The sequence below is a fragment of the Bacillus cereus group sp. RP29 genome (genome assembly GCF_040459765.1).
Classification (GTDB): Bacteria; Bacillota; Bacilli; order Bacillales; family Bacillaceae_G; genus Bacillus_A; species Bacillus_A paranthracis.
The window spans coordinates 1,735,476-1,751,283 of sequence record NZ_JARVHN010000001.1 but is presented as its reverse complement, the minus strand read 5'-3'; the positions used below and the strand labels follow the sequence as shown (position 1 = coordinate 1,751,283).

The following is a 15,808-nucleotide window of genomic DNA, read 5'->3' as shown; positions in this document are numbered from 1 at the left end:
TCCTATAAAGTACGATTTATTTCCATATCTAAAAATAATTATTGAACATCGTATCCTTGATCTTCGATTACAGCAACGATATCTTTTAATGTTACAACTGACGAGTCGATAGTAACTTCAACAGTTCCTTCTGCTAATTGAACTTTCACTTGTTCAACACCGTTTAGCTCTTTCACACTGCTTTCGATAGCATTTACACAATGTCCACAAGACATACCTTCAACTTGTAATGTTAACTGTTCCATTTAAAATCCTCCTCTTGTTTATTCATTGTTTGTTAATCACAGTTACATCTTACCATACCCCCCTAAGGTAATCAATGGTTTTTTATCATGATTTTTCAATTATTTTCTAAAAGTTTATTTTACACACACTTTTTCACACCAATACAAGGATAAACAAAAAACAAGCTAGTTACACACTAGCTTGTTTTTACGCTTTTGAAAAACGTTCAAATACTGTCATTAATTCTTCGATTGCTTCGTCACCATTACCATTTTTAATTGCACCTGAAACACAATGACTCGTATGGTTTTTTAATACACCCATTCCTACTTTTTTCATCGCTGCATTAATCGCTGAAATTTGCACTAAAATATCCACGCAATACCGATCATTTTCAATCATATTTTGAATACCCCGAACTTGCCCTTCAATTCTCTTCAATCTATTTATAATTTGCTCTTTTTCTTTTTCTGATCTATGTGTTACTGCTTCATGCTCTTTATGCCCCATATTATCACCTTCTTAAAGTTTCTCTTCATCCAATAAAACAATTACTTTTACGAGTATACCAATTATAGCATTAAATATCTATGCATGATACCCCATATGAGTATATTTCCACTTTATGATTATTCTTAACACATTGTTAGCTTCTCAGTCTTAATTTTCATTATACCCTTTCCTTTTTTCAAAAAACAATAATAAGCGAGGGTTGTCCATCCCCGCTTATTATTCATTCCCAAATATAAAAGCCTCAATCTTCACACATGTAAATTGAGACTTTTTCTTCCTATATATAATTATTGCTGATCACATACTTTTGTATCATTCACTACTGAAGTTCCTTCAACGGTTACCGTATGAAAACAGTCATTTACACGAACTGTCACAACATTATCTTGCCGATCAATGATATGATATTCATTAAAATTTTTATTTAGAGCACTGCGAATTTGTTCTCCTTCATAAATTGGGATACCATGCGATAAAACCCAAATAAGTCCAGCGATAGCGAGAATAGTTTTCATACGATCTACCTCCTTGAGAATATAGTGAACTTTTCATCCGTGCTTTTTCAGCTCTACGAATCATAATTGGAATGAACCAAGCCTTTTCGGAAATAAGTTCATTTCGTCTATTTTATGTTTATGCTAATTGTGAACGAATTGTGACAACTTTTTGTCTCTTTAGACGAAAAATTGAAACAAAACTTTCAAAAAGGACAATTCTACTTACGCAAACAAAAGGCTATGGAGAATTTCCCCATAGCCTTTTGCTTACATTTAATTAGACGATCATTTCATTATGTTTAATAGTAAGTGTTTCAATTTGAATGGTAGCATGTTCAATATGAAACTCTTGTTTTAACATATCAATAATATTTTGAAGTACTTCTTGATCATCCTGTTTTTTATCAATCATTACATGGACGCTTAATGCGTCTAATCCAGATGTAATTGTCCAAATATGAAGATCATGTAAATCACGTACACCTTCTACTCCTTTAATCGCTTGCTTCACTTTCTCTAGTTCAATTGCAACGGGTGTACCCTCCATAAGTATATGAATGGAATGTTTTGTTACTCCCCACGCGCTCTTTAAAATTAATAAAGCAACAACTACTGAAATAATTGGATCTGCTATATACCATGAGAATAACGACATAAGTACCCCAACTACTAATGCTCCCACTGATCCTAAAGCATCTCCAAGAACATGTAAATACGCGCTACGTAAATTTACATTACTTTTCACATCACCTTGTCTCATCAGTGCCCATGCACTAATTAAATTTGCTAGTAAACCAATTGATGCGATTAACATCATTGGACCACTTGAAACAGTTGGTGGTTCAAAAAACCGACCAATTGCTTCCCATACGATAAGCCCTGCTACAACAAATAACGTAATTCCATTAATTAATGCCGCCAAAATCTCAAAACGATAATATCCATACGTTTTTTTAGAAGTAACCGTTCTAGCTGCTAATCCAATAGCAATTAAACTTAATAATAAGGAACTTGTATCGCTTAACATATGTCCTGAATCAGATAATAAGGCCAAACTATTTGTAACTAGTCCCCCGAAAAATTCAAGGAACATGATAGTTGCTGTAATCACTAAGGCTGTAATTAATCCTTTTCTGTTACCTTTCCTACTTTCCTCAAAATGATGATGGCCATGGGAATGCCCGTGAGCATGCCCATGATGTTGGTGACCGTGATGATGTCCCATATAAATGCCTCCTTTTAATTTTGTTTGTCTTTCATAATTCCACTATTAAATTTTTATTTTATTTACAAATGGCTCTTTTCTTATTTGAATCGAACTTGTTGGACAGCCGTCACTTGCCGCCAACATTGCTTGCAAGAAAGTTTTTGGAATACCCATTATTCCTTGGTTATTATCTAATACACCAAATGATTTTCCTCTTCCGTCTACCTGATATATATCAGGTGCTATAGAAATACATAGTCCACATGCCTCACAATTCTTTTTATTTACAACCGTATAATATAACACTATAAATCACCTCCGATATAAATATACAATACATAGGTAGGGTATATTTATACCAAACTTCCTTCTAAAGTTTCTATTTCTCTAGTTAAATAATAATAGCATATCGGTTTTAAATCGCTATCTAATTCATAAACCAATGGTGTTCCTGTTGGAATGTTCACATTTTCTATATCTTTATCTGAAATTTGATCTAAATGTTTTACTAAAGCACGTATTGTATTGCCGTGTGCTGCTATAATTACTTGTTTACCAGCTTTTACGTTAGGAGCTATCTCTTCATTCCAATAGGAAACAACTCGTTTTTCTGTATCTTCTAGATCTTCTGTAAGAGGAAACTCATAATCTTTTACATCTCTATATTTCGGATGTGCTGCTTCATATCTTTCGTCATCTTTTGTAAGTGCTGGTGGGCGTACATTTGTTGAACGTCTCCATAATGTTACTTGTTCATCGCCATATTTTCTCGCTGTTTCTTCCTTATTTAATCCTTGAAGCGCACCGTAATGTCGCTCATTTAATTTCCATGTTTTATGAACAGGTATCCACATCAAATCCATTTCTTCGAGAGTAATCCATAAAGTACGCATCGCTCTTCTCAAAACAGATGTATATGCGATATCAAACGAGAAACCATTAGCTTTCAGCATTATTCCAGCTTCTCTTGCTTCTTTCATACCTTTCATTGATAAATCAACATCTGTCCAACCTGTAAACCGATTTTCAACATTCCATTCACTTTGTCCATGTCTTATTAATACAAGTTTAACCATACTTATTATCTCCTCTCCTTTGAAAGTTGCATTTTCATAAAGAAGTATCTTTATGAAAATGCATTGTTACATATTTAGTTCTTTTTTGTTTATTTCACTACTATGACTAAACGCTAATTCAATTAATCCATTTACGTGAGAGTCATCTAATGAATAAAAAACAAGTTTCCCCTCTTTACGCTTTTTCGCCAATCCTATCGTTTGTAATAGTCTTAAGTGATGTGAAGCTGTTGCAATACTACTATGAATAATACTTGCGACATCACGTACGCAAAGTTCCTTTTCTGTATACAACGCATAAGCAATTTTTAAACGTGTTTCATCTGCAAGTGCCTTAAACATCTTCGCTACACTACTTATATTCTCTTTCTCTAGCATATCACTTGCATGTTTTACTTTTTGCTCATCATGATAACAAAGTTCACAATACTCTTCACTCATATGTAACACCTCTTATTCAAATATATATTTGATTATGTATGTAGTATACCTTATAAACGAGAAACATTCAAATGTTTATTTGAATGTTTCTCGTTTATATTAAATTACTCGCTTTCTCACTAGCTTTTTAATTGATGGATACGTTGCTTTTAAACAATAATGAAAAAAAGGTAAGCAATCGCTCACCTTTTCCCTCTTCTATATGTGACTAACAAACCTCAATCCTTTACTTAAAGAAGTCGGTACAACAGATGCATGGTTCTCCCCTTCCGCCTCATAAAACGTAAATCGAAACTGATCGTGTTTTACTTTGAAAAGGCGCTCTGATAATTCGTTTGCCCCTACAACCATATGCTCTCGTTCAAGTGAACCAACTGTAAGAAATACTCCTGTTTTAACCTTTGCCTTGTTTAATTCATTTATAAGATTCCCTTCTTTTTCAAGCACAGATTGGTTATTCCACCAAATAGATGGACTACTAATAAAATAATTTTGAAAGGCATTTATGTTTGTAAATAATATATGTAAAGCAAATAGTCCACCTAAAGAATGCCCAAATAGTGTTTGCTTTCCTTTATCAATTTCAAAATTCTTTTCAATTTGCGGCTTTAATTCTTCTTCAATAAAAGTAAAGAAATGATGTGCTCCTCCTGTTTTAGGCCAAGGTTTACCATCTGGTTTTAAAGCCGCATCTTTTGAAATTACGCTAGGCGTAAAATCATAACATCTTTCTTCACCTGAAAATGCCCCTTCGATTGGATAACCAATACCTACTATAATGGCTGGTGAAACACCTGTTTTTTCCGCTCTAACTGATTGTATTTTAACCGCTTCATGGAATGTTTGAAAAAAGGCATTACCATCTAATACGTAAATGACAGGATATCCTGAATCCAGTGCTGGTTGCCTCGGCTTTGAAATATGAATTTGATATTCCTTACCATCTAATTTTGAATACATGTTCCACTGTTCAGTATTAGATGTTACAATCTGCTGTTTTTCAATCGTAGTGTTCATCTTATATCCCCCCTTCTTAACTCGTTACATATATTTCTACTTTTTCTTCTTGAAATACAACGCTATCATAACCGAAGCAAACAGGAGACCCATTATACGGATCAATCATGACACGCGCATCAATATGAAATACTTCTTTTAACACTTCATTTGTAATGATTTCTTCTGGGCTACCAGTTGTAACGATTTCTCCTTCCTTCATTGCAATAATTTCATCTGAAAACCTTGCTGCATGGTTAATATCATGTAATACCATAACGACCGTACAATTATGGTCTTTATTTAATTTCTCCACAATTTGTAATACATCTAATTGATGAGACATATCAAGATATGTAGTTGGCTCATCTAATAACAACACTTCTGTCTCTTGTGCCAAAGCCATCGCTAGCCATACCTTTTGTCGTTGACCACCTGATAGATTTGCAATTTGTCTCGTTCGAAATGCAGAAGTTTTCGTTATATCTAATGCCCAGTCAATCATCTCTTTATCTTTTGAAGTTAACTTATTTACATTATTTCGATGTGGATAACGTCCATAAGAAATTAATTCTTCTACCTTAAGCTCTCCTGGTGCAATTGGAGTTTGCGGAAGTAGAGCTAACTGCTTCGCAATTTCTTTCGTTGGAATTGTATGTAAATCCTGTCCTTGCAAATATACTTTACCACTCTTTTGCTTTAAAATTCTTCCCATCGTTTTTAACAGTGTCGATTTACCGCACCCGTTTGGTCCTATAATTGTCGTTACTTTTCCTTCTTGTATTTCCACATTTAAATCGCGAAACACTGTAAGCTTTTCATAACTTGTTTCTAAATTTTTCGCACTTAAAATACTCACTTTTATTCCTCCTCTTACGCTTTCGCCTTATAAAGTAAATATAAGAAATAAGGTACACCGACAATAGAAATAACGATTCCAACTGGTAACTCTACAGGTGTGAAAACTGTTTTTGCGATAAAGTCTGAAGCAATTACAAGAAACATTCCAATTACTCCGCACGTAGGAATGATATGCTTATGCTGAATACCGACAAGTCTTTTCGCTATATGCGGTGCCATTAATCCGATGAAACCAATACTTCCTGAAACTGCAACACATGCGCTTACAAGTCCGATACTACTTAGTAGTAAAATTGATTTCTCTCTTTCTACTGAAACACCTAAACTTGTAATACTCGTTTCTTCCAATTGAAATAAATCTAATAAATAAGCTTTCTTTTGTATAAGTGGAATCAGTATGATAAGCCACGGTAACATTGCAATAATATACTTCCAGTTTGCACTATATATACTGCCTGACACCCAAACTGCAGCCATCTCGAAATCGGTTGACTTCATTTTGAGTGATAAATACATAGAAAAGGCTCCAAATCCTGATCCAATCGCAATCCCTGTTAATAAAAGACGCTGCGAATCTAACTTACCATTTTTCCAAGAAAACAGATAAATGATGATAGCTGCACCTAATCCGCCTACTAAACCAAACATTGGCATCATCATAATAGAAACCCAGTCTGTGCTTTTTAATTGCCCTTGGAAGAAAAACATAAAAATGACGATTGCTGTTCCTGCTCCTGCATTAACTCCTAAAATACCTGGGTCTGCCAATCCATTTCTCGTAATTCCTTGAATAACAGCACCTGCAACACCGAGACCTACCCCTACTAATCCCGCAATTATGATGCGCGGGAGACGAAACTCAAAAATAACTAAATCATGGTCTGGTACTGGATCTATTCTAAGGAGTGTTTTACATACATCTGTAATCGTAATATCAAACGTACCATTCGTTAAACTAATATAAATAGCACATAGTATTAAAAATATACTAATCCCCATCGTCATTCCAAAACGTTGACTTGAACTTTTAAGCATGTCTCTCTCCTCCTCTTGTACGGATTAAATAAAGGAAGAAAGGAATTCCAATTAAGGAGGTAACGACTCCAATCGGTGTTTCAAATGGATAGTTTACAAACCTACTTAAAATATCACATAACGCTAGAAAAACGCCGCCAATAACGCCTGCGCATGGCAAAATCCACTTATAATCTACCCCAATTATAAAGCGAGTAATGTGCGGAATAATTAAACCTACAAAACCAACTTTCCCCACTAAAGCAACTGCCGTTCCTGTTAAAAAGATAACTGATAAAATAGCCATCGCTTTAACTAGTTTTGTACGCTGCCCTAGGTTAATAGAAACTTCTTCTCCTAAAGAAAGAATCGTAATAGATTTTGATATTAACAGCGCTAAAACTATTCCAATTATCCCAAACGGTATCGTAATTTTAATGATATTAGGGTCTACTTGGTCTAATTTTGCATTAAACCAAAAACTAACATTTTGAGAAATTTGGAAGTATGAAGCCATTGCAGCAGACACACTGCTTAAAAATGTTCCAATAACTGTCCCAATAATCGCTAACCGAACTGGCGATAAACCATTTTGAAGGAGCGAACCAAAACCAAATACGATACCGGCTCCTAATGCAGAACCAATCATTGAACATACAACCATACCAATCGATGACATTCCCGGAAGAAAAATCATACAAAGTGTAATAACAAAAGCTGCCCCATCCGTCACACCCATAATAGAAGGGGATGCAAGATAGTTTCTTGTCATCCCCTGCATAAGTGCTCCTGATATGGCTAGAAATGCTCCAACTAAAAGAGCTGCAACTACCCTTGGTAAACGTGAAGTAATAATAATATTATGATTTACATCACTTGAATCAAAATGAAATAACGCGTTCCACACCGTTTCAGCATCAATACTTTTCGCCCCATACAAAATAGAAAGTATAACTGTAAATAAGATGAGTATGGGTGCTATACATAATATAGTTACTGGTACTGCATTTGTTTTCTGCATATCATTCAACGCACCTTACTTATTGTATTATTTAGATAAATTTTTCACTGCTTCTTTTAAGAACGCTGTTTTACTCCAAGCAGTACCACCTTGTGCCATTGGATCAACAACGTTTACAAATACTTTCTTTTCTTTCGCAGCATTCATACTTTGCCAAATTGGATTACTTTCAATTTCTTCTAGCACTTTCGGGTTTTTATTTTCAGTTGTTTCATATTGTAAGAAAATATAATCTGGGTTTAGTTCAGCAAGTTTTTCAAATGAAATTTTCTCTTGTGCTTTTACAGTTTTCAATTGTTCTGGAACAGTTAATCCAAGATCTTTATAAATTACAGGGTTGAAGTATACTCCTTCTGGGTATAGGAATAATTCGTTTGCTCTTAGTCTGATTACAAGGACTTTTTTGTCTTTTAACTTATCTCCTAGTTTTGCTTTTGCTTTTTCAGCGTCCGCATTGTAATCTTTAATAATTTTTTCTGCTTTATCTTTTTTGCCAGTTAATTCTCCCATTAACTTTAAGTTATCCTCCCAATTTGTTGAAACATGTGATACCGGGAATGTAGGAGCTACTTTCGTAAACTTTTCAGCTGTTTCTGCTGGGAATTTCGTACTAGATGTAATAACGTCTGGTTTTAATTGAAGTAATGTTTCGAAATTTGGTTGCATTTTCTCACCAACAGATTTCGCACCTTCTAAATCTTTCTCCAGATACTTTGGTAATTTACCACCAACCGTAATCGCACCAACTGGTTTAATTCCAAGTACTGCTGCATCTTCCATTGACTCTAAACTAGCTGTTGCAATTTTATCTACTTTTGCTGGCACTGTATATTCTTTACCTAAATATGTAATTTTTCGTTTTTCGTCTTTTTTCGTCTCACTAGCCTTTGTCTGTTGAGTTTTTTCTCCTGAAGTTTTATCCGCACTATTACATGCTGCTAGTCCTACACTTAAAACTGTTACCATACCTAATGTAAATAACTTCTTATTCATCTTTAAATATCTCCTCTCGAATTTCCAAACTATATTCTCAATAAAATTTAACTATATGAAACTTGTCCTACATATATATTTTATTAGATTAATAATTCTATCCAGAACTCATTCTCGTTCACTTCCCCTAAGCTATAATTCTTTTATACCTCACCCATTGATAATGATTATCGTTACTAATTATATATTTAATATGCAATTATTTCAAGAAAGATTTGAAAAATTTTAACAAACTGAATTAAAAAAGAAGTATCCGCCTCATGTTAGGTAGATACTTCTTTTTTTAGAAATTTATATGTAATTCAACTGGGCAATGGTCTTACCCCATTACTTCACTATTAATTTTCGCCGCTGTTATTTGGTCTTTCATTCTCTCGGAAACAACAAAATAATCTAAACGCCATCCAATATTTTCACCTTTGTAATCTTGCTCTTACATTTATGAATACATACATACACACTTTATTCAGGTTATACTAATTTCAGAGGTGATGTTCTTTGCACAATGAAGGAGTTACGTTAACAAATGAGCATTGGCAAGCAATTATTCATAATGATTCTTCCTATGATAGCAAATTCTTTTATGCCGTGAAATCAACCGGGGTTTTTTGCCGACCGTCATGCAAATCAAGAATACCGAATAAAAACAATGTACGAATTTTTCATCATGCAGAGCAAGCATTAAGTGAAAACTTTCGCCCGTGCAAACGTTGTAAACCAAATGGGCTCACTTTACCTAATGAAGAGTGGGTAGAACAAATTAAAGAGTATATCGAAAAACACTTTGATGAATTATTAACTCTAGACATACTTGCGGAAATGTGCCATGGTAGCCCCTTTCATTTACAACGCACTTTCAAAAAAATGACAGGAATAAGTCCGATAGAATATATACAGCAGTTCAGAATTGTTAAAGCAGCAGAACACCTTTTACACACAAATCAACCCATTAAAGAAATTAGTACTGCCGTCGGGATAGAAAACCCAGAATATTTCGCAACTTTATTTAAAAAGAAAACTGGATTTACCCCTACTGAATATCGAAAAAAGAATGAAATGAAAGAGGGATACAATAATGAATTCTTACAAAAATAATTATATATATTGGACGCTACTGACACATGCAAATTGGAAGTTTCATATTGCTGCAACTGAAACTGGACTATGTTTCATTGGATCACAAAACGAAACCTTTGAAGAAGTAAATATATGGGCTAGAAAAAAACTGCCTCAACATATATTGATCCATAGTCCAGATTACTTACAAATATATACAAAAGAAATTATCGAGTATTTAGAAAACAAGAGAGAAACCTTTACATCCCCTATCGCTGCTTACGGAACTGCATTTCAATTATCTGTTTGGAGTACGGTACGTGAAATTCCTTATGGAAAAACATATTCTTATACAGAAATTGCAGATAAAATTCAAAAACCTACAGCGGTACGTGCCGTTGCGTCTGCTATTGCTGCCAACCCAATTCTCATTATGATTCCTTGCCACCGTGTTATTGGAAAGAATGGTAAACTAACTGGTTTTAGAGGGGGATTAGAAATGAAGAAAGAATTGCTTGCATTAGAAAAATTACAGGTGGAATTCATATGACAGCCGAATATAGTAACGCATTAACTTTAACAGTTCCAACAGAATTTAGTTTTCAAGAAAATTTACGCTATCTATCCCGTTCTAACAATGAATGTATGTTCCACATTGAAGATAACAAAATTTATAAAGTTATCCCTGTTCACGATGTAAATCCTTTAGTTGAAATTAGTATGAATGCGGATGATACTATTCAAATACGTTTTTTAGGAGAAACCTATATCTCTGCAAAACCGATACGCGATGCTGTAGCTAACTATGTAACTGAATGGTTTGATTTAACTACTGATTTAGCTCCCTTTTATACATTAGCTAAACATGATGTACTCCTTCAAAGACCAATTGAACAATATTATGGCCTTCGTACTTTAGGTATTCCAGACTTATTTGAGGCACTTTCCTGGGGAATTATCGGGCAGCAAATTAACCTCACTTATGCTTATACACTAAAAAGAAGATTAGTCGAGACATTTGGAAGTTATGTAGAATGGAACGATAGAAAGCATTGGATATTCCCATCACATGAAACAATTGCCAATTTACACGTAGAGGATCTCAAAAATTTAAAAATGACGACTAGAAAATGTGAATATTTAATCGGTATTGCAAAGCTTATTACAGAAGGAAAACTATCAAAAGAATCTTTACTACAAACACAAGATGTAAAGATTGCTGAAAAACAATTAACTGCTATACATGGTATAGGTCCGTGGACCGCTCACTATGTTTTAATGCGCTGTTTACGATTCCCTTCCGCTTTTCCAATTGACGATGTTGGTTTGCACAATGCAATTAAATATATAACAGGTTCTAAAAGTAAACCGACTAAACAGGAAATAAAAGATTTTGCGGCAAATTGGATCAACTGGGAGTCTTACGCAACTTTTTATTTGTGGCGAGTATTATACTAAAAAACCAAGTAGCGTTTTTGCACTACTTGGTTCTTTTTTAAGCTTGTTCTTCAAATCGTCTTGCAATTTCTATAATAACTTGAACAGCTTTTTCCATAACATCTACCGAAACATACTCAAATTTACCGTGATAGTTTTCACCACCTGTGAAAATGTTTGGGGTTGGTAATCCCATATACGATAATTGTGATCCATCTGTTCCACCACGAATCGGATGAATATTTGGTTCGATATTTAAACTTTTCATTGCCTCATATGCAATATCAACAATTTCTCTCACTGGTTCAATCTTTTCAAGCATGTTATAGTATTGATCATTCATTTCTAAAACGACTGCATCTCGTCCATACTTCTCTTGCATTTGCTTCACAATATTTTCAACGTTATGTTTACGCGCTTCAAAATTTTCACGATCAAAATCTCGAATAATATAATACGCTTTACTTTGCTCAACATCACCATTTAAAGAAAGTAAATGATAGAATCCTTCATACCCCTCTGTATATTCTGGTGCCTCTTCTACTGGTAAATAGCTATTAAACTCCATAGCAAGTTTAGTTGCGTTACGCATTTTATTTTTCGCTGTTCCAGGATGTGTATTCGTTCCGTTAAACGTTAACTTAGCACCTGCAGCATTAAAGCTTTCATACTCTAAACCACCTAATGGACCTCCATCCATCGTATAAGCAAATGAAGCGCCAAACGCTTCTACATCAAAATGCGCTGGGCCGCGGCCAATTTCTTCATCCGGCGTAAACGCAACTCTAATTTTCCCATGTTTAATTTGCGGATTATGTATTAAATAATTCATTGCAACCATAATTTCTGTAAGACCAGCTTTATCATCTGCTCCTAACAGTGTTGTACCGTCCGTTGTAATAATCGTATGTCCTTTATAAGACGGTAATTCTGGGAACTGTTCTGGCGTTAATACAACATTAAGCTCTTCATTTAATGTAATTGCGTTCCCGTCAAAGTTTTCATGAATTTGTGGTTTTACATTTTTTCCAGTAAAGTCTGTTGCTGTATCTAAATGTGCTAAAAAGCCGATTACAGGAACATCCTTATCCGTATTAGCCGGAAGTGTTGCCATTACATATCCGTTATCGTCCATCGTTACTTCTGTTAACCCAATTTCTTTTAACTCTTCAACTAATAACTTACCAAACTCAATTTGTCCTGGTGTTGTTGGCACTGTATGACTGTCTTCATTTGATTGCGTATCAATCTTTACATATCTCGTAAATCTTTCAATAAGTTCTTGTTTCAAATTCATTCACTCCCTTTTATACTTCTTTCTCTATTATAATCCTTGAGACGAAATATTTTAACTTTTTTGACTGTGAATACATATATTTCATTTGTATTTTAGCTATTTTAAATACCGTCTGAAAAGTCGTAAAATTTGTACATTAAAACCCTTACATGTAATATACATAATTATACAATATGGGAGGTTTTAAAAATGAGGCTAACTCTCTTTCGCTATTTTCTTTTTTTCTTAGGGTTAATCTTCTTTGGGCTTGGAAATGCTCTTGCAGTCAAAGTAAAATTTCTCGGTTTACATCCTTGGGAAGTTTTAAATATGGCTCTCTACCAAAGGTTTGGATGGACGATTGGTACGTGGAGTGTCATATGTGGGTTATGTCTCGTTCTCATTTCTTTACTAGTAGATCGAAAATATATAAATGTGGGAACATTTTTAAATGCACTACTTATCGGTCCCATTATGGACTTTTTCTTACAATCAAATATTCTTCCAAACGCTAGTGATTATTTATGGATAAACTTACTCATTTTATTTTCTGGTATTGCCATTACAGGTATCGGTGGAGGTATGTATGTTGCGGCTGGAATTGGTGCTGGACCTCGTGATGGATTCATGCTTACTATTTCCGACAAAACAGGTCTATCTATTAGCCGTGCTCGAATCATTGTAGAATGCATTGTACTAGTTATTGGATTTATGCTAGGTGGTCCTGTTTTTATCGTAACTTTTCTGTATACCTTTATTCAAAGTCCAATCTTTCAGCAATCATTTAAGGTATTTCAAACACTTTTACATACTCTACATAACAAAAAGAAAATTAGTGAACATGTTTAAAGTACAATTTAATACAAATAAATTCACCCTATTTACGATTCTCACCGCAAATAGGGTGTTTCTTTTTTATTCCATAATTTAAGAAGATATACTAACCATTCACAATAAAAGTATATACATCGTTATAAATACAACCATTTACCCTAATAACGTACTTCCCGGGTTTACTAAAACGAATTGTGTATTTATTTAGCTGAATTGCTTCTTTATCTCCAGAAAGAATATCAATGCTTCTGCCACTTAATACATATAATTCATTTAGATTCATCGATACATCAATTGCATTGAAATTCTCCTCTTTCACTTGCTGTGATTCCGCAGCGCTTATACTTGGTTCTAAAAACAGTAGTCCACTTAATCCAATCGTCCCCGCTAAAGCAACTCCCGCAAACTTTTTAATTTGTTTCATTACAATGACCTCCTTATAGATTTTGCGTAAAGGTGATGTCCTCCCTTACACCACAAAGCCTATATGTAATGAAATAAAAAGTAAACGAGGACAGTAAGACAAACTTCTACATCTTTTTCTCCTATTGAATATAAATCCAACGTTTGGAGTTTTGTCACATTTAAAATTGTTTACTTAAACCAACTTTCAATTATATTATTCAGAAACTGAATAATTACTTATTGATTTAACATTCTAAAAATAGTTGATAAAAATGCTTTCTATTGAAATAAAAAAGATTTTGCTATAAAAGTAACTTTTACAACAAAATCCATACAACCAACTTTATTCCGCTTTCCATAATCTCTCTACATTCATTAATTGTTCTTCATTAAATTCCATCTTATATATATCTGGTTTTGACGTATTCATTAAAAATTCAAAATCATATTGTTCATCAAAATAGTTCATCATTAATGTCATGACAAGCCCATGTGTACCAATTACAATTTTTTGTCCTTGAAAATCCATTAAGATTTCTCTTAATACTTTCACTACTCTTCTCTGGCAATCCGTATATGACTCTCCTTCCGTTCGTGCAAAGTCCGGATTAGAGAACATCTTCTTTACAAGTGGATACACTTCTTTATCTGATATAACCTGATCCTCACTTAAAAACATACACTCTTTGAGATTTTCATATATTAATACTTCTTTTTCATAGAAATTGGCTGCTTTTTCTATCGTTAACACAGCCCTTTTATACGGACTTGAAATAAAAGTATCAATTGCCTCTGCTTTTAATATGTCCGTTACTCTATGAGCGTCTAAACTTCCCTTTTCAGTTAATCCCCGTGTTCTTTCACTCCCTTCTAATTTTGGTGATTCACCATGCCTAACCATATAAATATATGTATTCATACTTCCTCCTTGAAAATATTCATTCGTTTTTTATAAACTTTGCTGATTTGTTCGTCTAATCCATTCTCCTACTAAACTCTCAAATAATTCAGGCTGTTCAATTTGCAAATTATGCCCTGCCATATCTAACACCGCTAATGTCGCTCTTGGGTAATCATCAATAATTTCTATAATATCTTGATAACCTACCGATATATCTTGTCTTCCGGCTAATAAAAGAACGGGTTTCTCATATTTCTTACGGTGAAAATCCATAGTAAGAGAGTAATTCTTTTGCAATCTTTCAATAAATTCATAATTAGCAATATCTAGTCCTGGCTTAATTTCCTCTTGAAATCGCTTATATGTATATTCATTTGCTATCACTGCTAACTCACAAAATGCTTCTCTTTCCATAGAAGTGAGCTTATTTAAAAGTTCCTCATCTTGTAAAATTACTTGTTTATCTGGAAGGATCCTTTTTTCTGGCTCCGCTACAACAACAGGGCATACTAATAATAATCCGTTAACTCTTTCAAACAACTTTGTGAGTATTCCTCTGGCTAAATAACCTCCATATGACTCTCCTACCAATAAAAATTCTTCAGTAGAAATGATTTCTTCAATAAATGGGATAAGCACTTCTACTACACGATCTGAACTATTTATCCAATCTGGAGCATTCGATTTTCCCATTCCAGGTAAATCAATATATATTCGCTTATAACCTTCATACTTTTGAAATACTGATTCCATACATTCCATCATTAACCTATGGTCAGGAGCACAGCCATGTATGATAATGACTGGTTTTCCTTCTCCAACAATTTCATAGTATATTTCTGCACCTTCAATTCGAAATAACATAAAAAGTCCTCCCTATTTAATCGAAACGCTATATACTCTATAAGAATACACGTTCTTATTTTATATAGCCCACTAATATTTTTACAAGAGTTAATTTTCAGATTACAAATAAAATCCTTACTTAAAATAGCCTATAACAATCAAAAGATCACCTAAGAAGAAGATCCTCATCATTTTATATGCAATTTTGC

20 protein-coding genes and 1 pseudogene are annotated in these 15,808 nt (G+C 33.9%); 4 read left to right on the top strand and 17 right to left on the bottom strand.

What is annotated here, in order from left to right:
• Nucleotides 1-38 precede the first annotated feature (38 nt).
• The 13 genes and pseudogenes from copZ to QCI47_RS09225 form a co-directional block, all read right to left on the bottom strand.
• On the bottom strand, nucleotides 39-245 hold the full coding sequence (gene copZ, locus QCI47_RS09285; RefSeq protein WP_000436976.1) for a copper chaperone CopZ: 207 nt from the start codon (nucleotides 243-245) through the stop codon (nucleotides 39-41).
• Between the two features lie 187 nt (nucleotides 246-432).
• Nucleotides 433-735, bottom strand: coding sequence for a metal-sensing transcriptional repressor (locus QCI47_RS09280; RefSeq protein WP_000509877.1), 303 nt, complete (start codon nucleotides 733-735; stop codon nucleotides 433-435).
• 290 nt (nucleotides 736-1,025) lie between these two features.
• Nucleotides 1,026-1,253, bottom strand: a complete 228-nt coding sequence (locus tag QCI47_RS09275) for a hypothetical protein (protein WP_000849103.1) — start codon at nucleotides 1,251-1,253, stop codon at nucleotides 1,026-1,028.
• A 259-nt stretch (nucleotides 1,254-1,512) separates the two neighbouring features.
• Entirely contained in the window at nucleotides 1,513-2,460 is a 948-nt protein-coding gene (locus tag QCI47_RS09270; protein WP_309422527.1) for a cation diffusion facilitator family transporter, read from the bottom strand.
• Between the two features lie 45 nt (nucleotides 2,461-2,505).
• Nucleotides 2,506-2,748 carry a ferredoxin gene (locus tag QCI47_RS09265; protein ID WP_000967685.1) on the bottom strand — a complete coding sequence of 81 codons (243 nt, stop codon included), beginning with the start codon at nucleotides 2,746-2,748 and terminating at the stop codon, nucleotides 2,506-2,508.
• A gap of 47 nt (nucleotides 2,749-2,795) precedes the next feature.
• On the bottom strand, nucleotides 2,796-3,518 hold the full coding sequence (gpmA, locus tag QCI47_RS09260) for a 2,3-diphosphoglycerate-dependent phosphoglycerate mutase (RefSeq protein WP_000240140.1): 723 nt from the start codon (nucleotides 3,516-3,518) through the stop codon (nucleotides 2,796-2,798).
• 66 nt (nucleotides 3,519-3,584) lie between these two features.
• A complete protein-coding gene (locus QCI47_RS09255) occupies nucleotides 3,585-3,959 on the bottom strand; it encodes an ArsR/SmtB family transcription factor (protein ID WP_061131629.1) in 375 nt (124 codons plus the stop codon).
• A gap of 198 nt (nucleotides 3,960-4,157) precedes the next feature.
• Nucleotides 4,158-4,976: an alpha/beta hydrolase gene (locus tag QCI47_RS09250; protein WP_001098336.1), complete on the bottom strand. Its 819-nt coding sequence runs from the start codon at nucleotides 4,974-4,976 to the stop codon at nucleotides 4,158-4,160.
• A gap of 16 nt (nucleotides 4,977-4,992) precedes the next feature.
• Nucleotides 4,993-5,814, bottom strand: a complete 822-nt coding sequence (locus QCI47_RS09245; RefSeq protein WP_000025757.1) for an ABC transporter ATP-binding protein — start codon at nucleotides 5,812-5,814, stop codon at nucleotides 4,993-4,995.
• 14 nt (nucleotides 5,815-5,828) lie between these two features.
• Complete coding sequence (locus QCI47_RS09240; protein WP_000920465.1) at nucleotides 5,829-6,851, bottom strand: FecCD family ABC transporter permease; 1,023 nt, start codon at nucleotides 6,849-6,851, stop codon at nucleotides 5,829-5,831.
• A complete protein-coding gene (locus QCI47_RS09235) occupies nucleotides 6,844-7,851 on the bottom strand; it encodes a FecCD family ABC transporter permease (protein ID WP_001173060.1) in 1,008 nt (335 codons plus the stop codon). The genes QCI47_RS09240 and QCI47_RS09235 overlap by 8 nt, the downstream gene beginning before the upstream one ends.
• A gap of 27 nt (nucleotides 7,852-7,878) precedes the next feature.
• On the bottom strand, nucleotides 7,879-8,844 hold the full coding sequence (locus QCI47_RS09230; RefSeq protein WP_001035495.1) for an iron-hydroxamate ABC transporter substrate-binding protein: 966 nt from the start codon (nucleotides 8,842-8,844) through the stop codon (nucleotides 7,879-7,881).
• A gap of 319 nt (nucleotides 8,845-9,163) precedes the next feature.
• Nucleotides 9,164-9,265 (bottom strand): annotated as a pseudogene (locus QCI47_RS09225) (exodeoxyribonuclease III); the annotation flags it as partial.
• Between the two features lie 77 nt (nucleotides 9,266-9,342).
• On the opposite strand from QCI47_RS09225, the gene adaA reads away from it, so the two are divergent.
• The 3 genes from adaA to alkA are packed head-to-tail and all read left to right on the top strand — an operon-like array spanning nucleotide 9,343 to nucleotide 11,358.
• Nucleotides 9,343-9,939 carry a bifunctional transcriptional activator/DNA repair enzyme AdaA gene (gene adaA / locus QCI47_RS09220; RefSeq protein WP_000551319.1) on the top strand — a complete coding sequence of 199 codons (597 nt, stop codon included), beginning with the start codon at nucleotides 9,343-9,345 and terminating at the stop codon, nucleotides 9,937-9,939.
• Nucleotides 9,920-10,450, top strand: coding sequence for a methylated-DNA--[protein]-cysteine S-methyltransferase (locus QCI47_RS09215; protein ID WP_061131625.1), 531 nt, complete (start codon nucleotides 9,920-9,922; stop codon nucleotides 10,448-10,450). The genes adaA and QCI47_RS09215 overlap by 20 nt, the downstream gene beginning before the upstream one ends.
• Nucleotides 10,447-11,358 carry a DNA-3-methyladenine glycosidase II gene (alkA, locus tag QCI47_RS09210; protein ID WP_061131624.1) on the top strand — a complete coding sequence of 304 codons (912 nt, stop codon included), beginning with the start codon at nucleotides 10,447-10,449 and terminating at the stop codon, nucleotides 11,356-11,358. The genes QCI47_RS09215 and alkA overlap by 4 nt, the downstream gene beginning before the upstream one ends.
• A gap of 37 nt (nucleotides 11,359-11,395) precedes the next feature.
• Here the strand turns inward: alkA and pepT are convergent, their stop codons facing one another.
• Nucleotides 11,396-12,628, bottom strand: a complete 1,233-nt coding sequence (pepT, locus tag QCI47_RS09205) for a peptidase T (RefSeq protein WP_000806991.1) — start codon at nucleotides 12,626-12,628, stop codon at nucleotides 11,396-11,398.
• A gap of 195 nt (nucleotides 12,629-12,823) precedes the next feature.
• On the opposite strand from pepT, the gene QCI47_RS09200 reads away from it, so the two are divergent.
• A complete protein-coding gene (locus tag QCI47_RS09200; RefSeq protein WP_001241263.1) occupies nucleotides 12,824-13,462 on the top strand; it encodes a YczE/YyaS/YitT family protein in 639 nt (212 codons plus the stop codon).
• Nucleotides 13,463-13,553: 91 nt separating this feature from the next.
• Here the strand turns inward: QCI47_RS09200 and QCI47_RS09195 are convergent, their stop codons facing one another.
• From QCI47_RS09195 to QCI47_RS09185, 3 genes are all read right to left on the bottom strand, one after another.
• Nucleotides 13,554-13,871 (bottom strand): hypothetical protein, encoded by a 318-nt coding sequence (locus tag QCI47_RS09195; protein WP_000809488.1) that lies wholly within the window; start codon nucleotides 13,869-13,871, stop codon nucleotides 13,554-13,556.
• Nucleotides 13,872-14,195: 324 nt separating this feature from the next.
• On the bottom strand, nucleotides 14,196-14,771 hold the full coding sequence (locus QCI47_RS09190; protein WP_001099569.1) for a histidine phosphatase family protein: 576 nt from the start codon (nucleotides 14,769-14,771) through the stop codon (nucleotides 14,196-14,198).
• 30 nt (nucleotides 14,772-14,801) lie between these two features.
• Nucleotides 14,802-15,617 carry an alpha/beta fold hydrolase gene (locus QCI47_RS09185; protein WP_076875492.1) on the bottom strand — a complete coding sequence of 272 codons (816 nt, stop codon included), beginning with the start codon at nucleotides 15,615-15,617 and terminating at the stop codon, nucleotides 14,802-14,804.
• Between the last annotated feature and the right edge of the window lie 191 nt (nucleotides 15,618-15,808).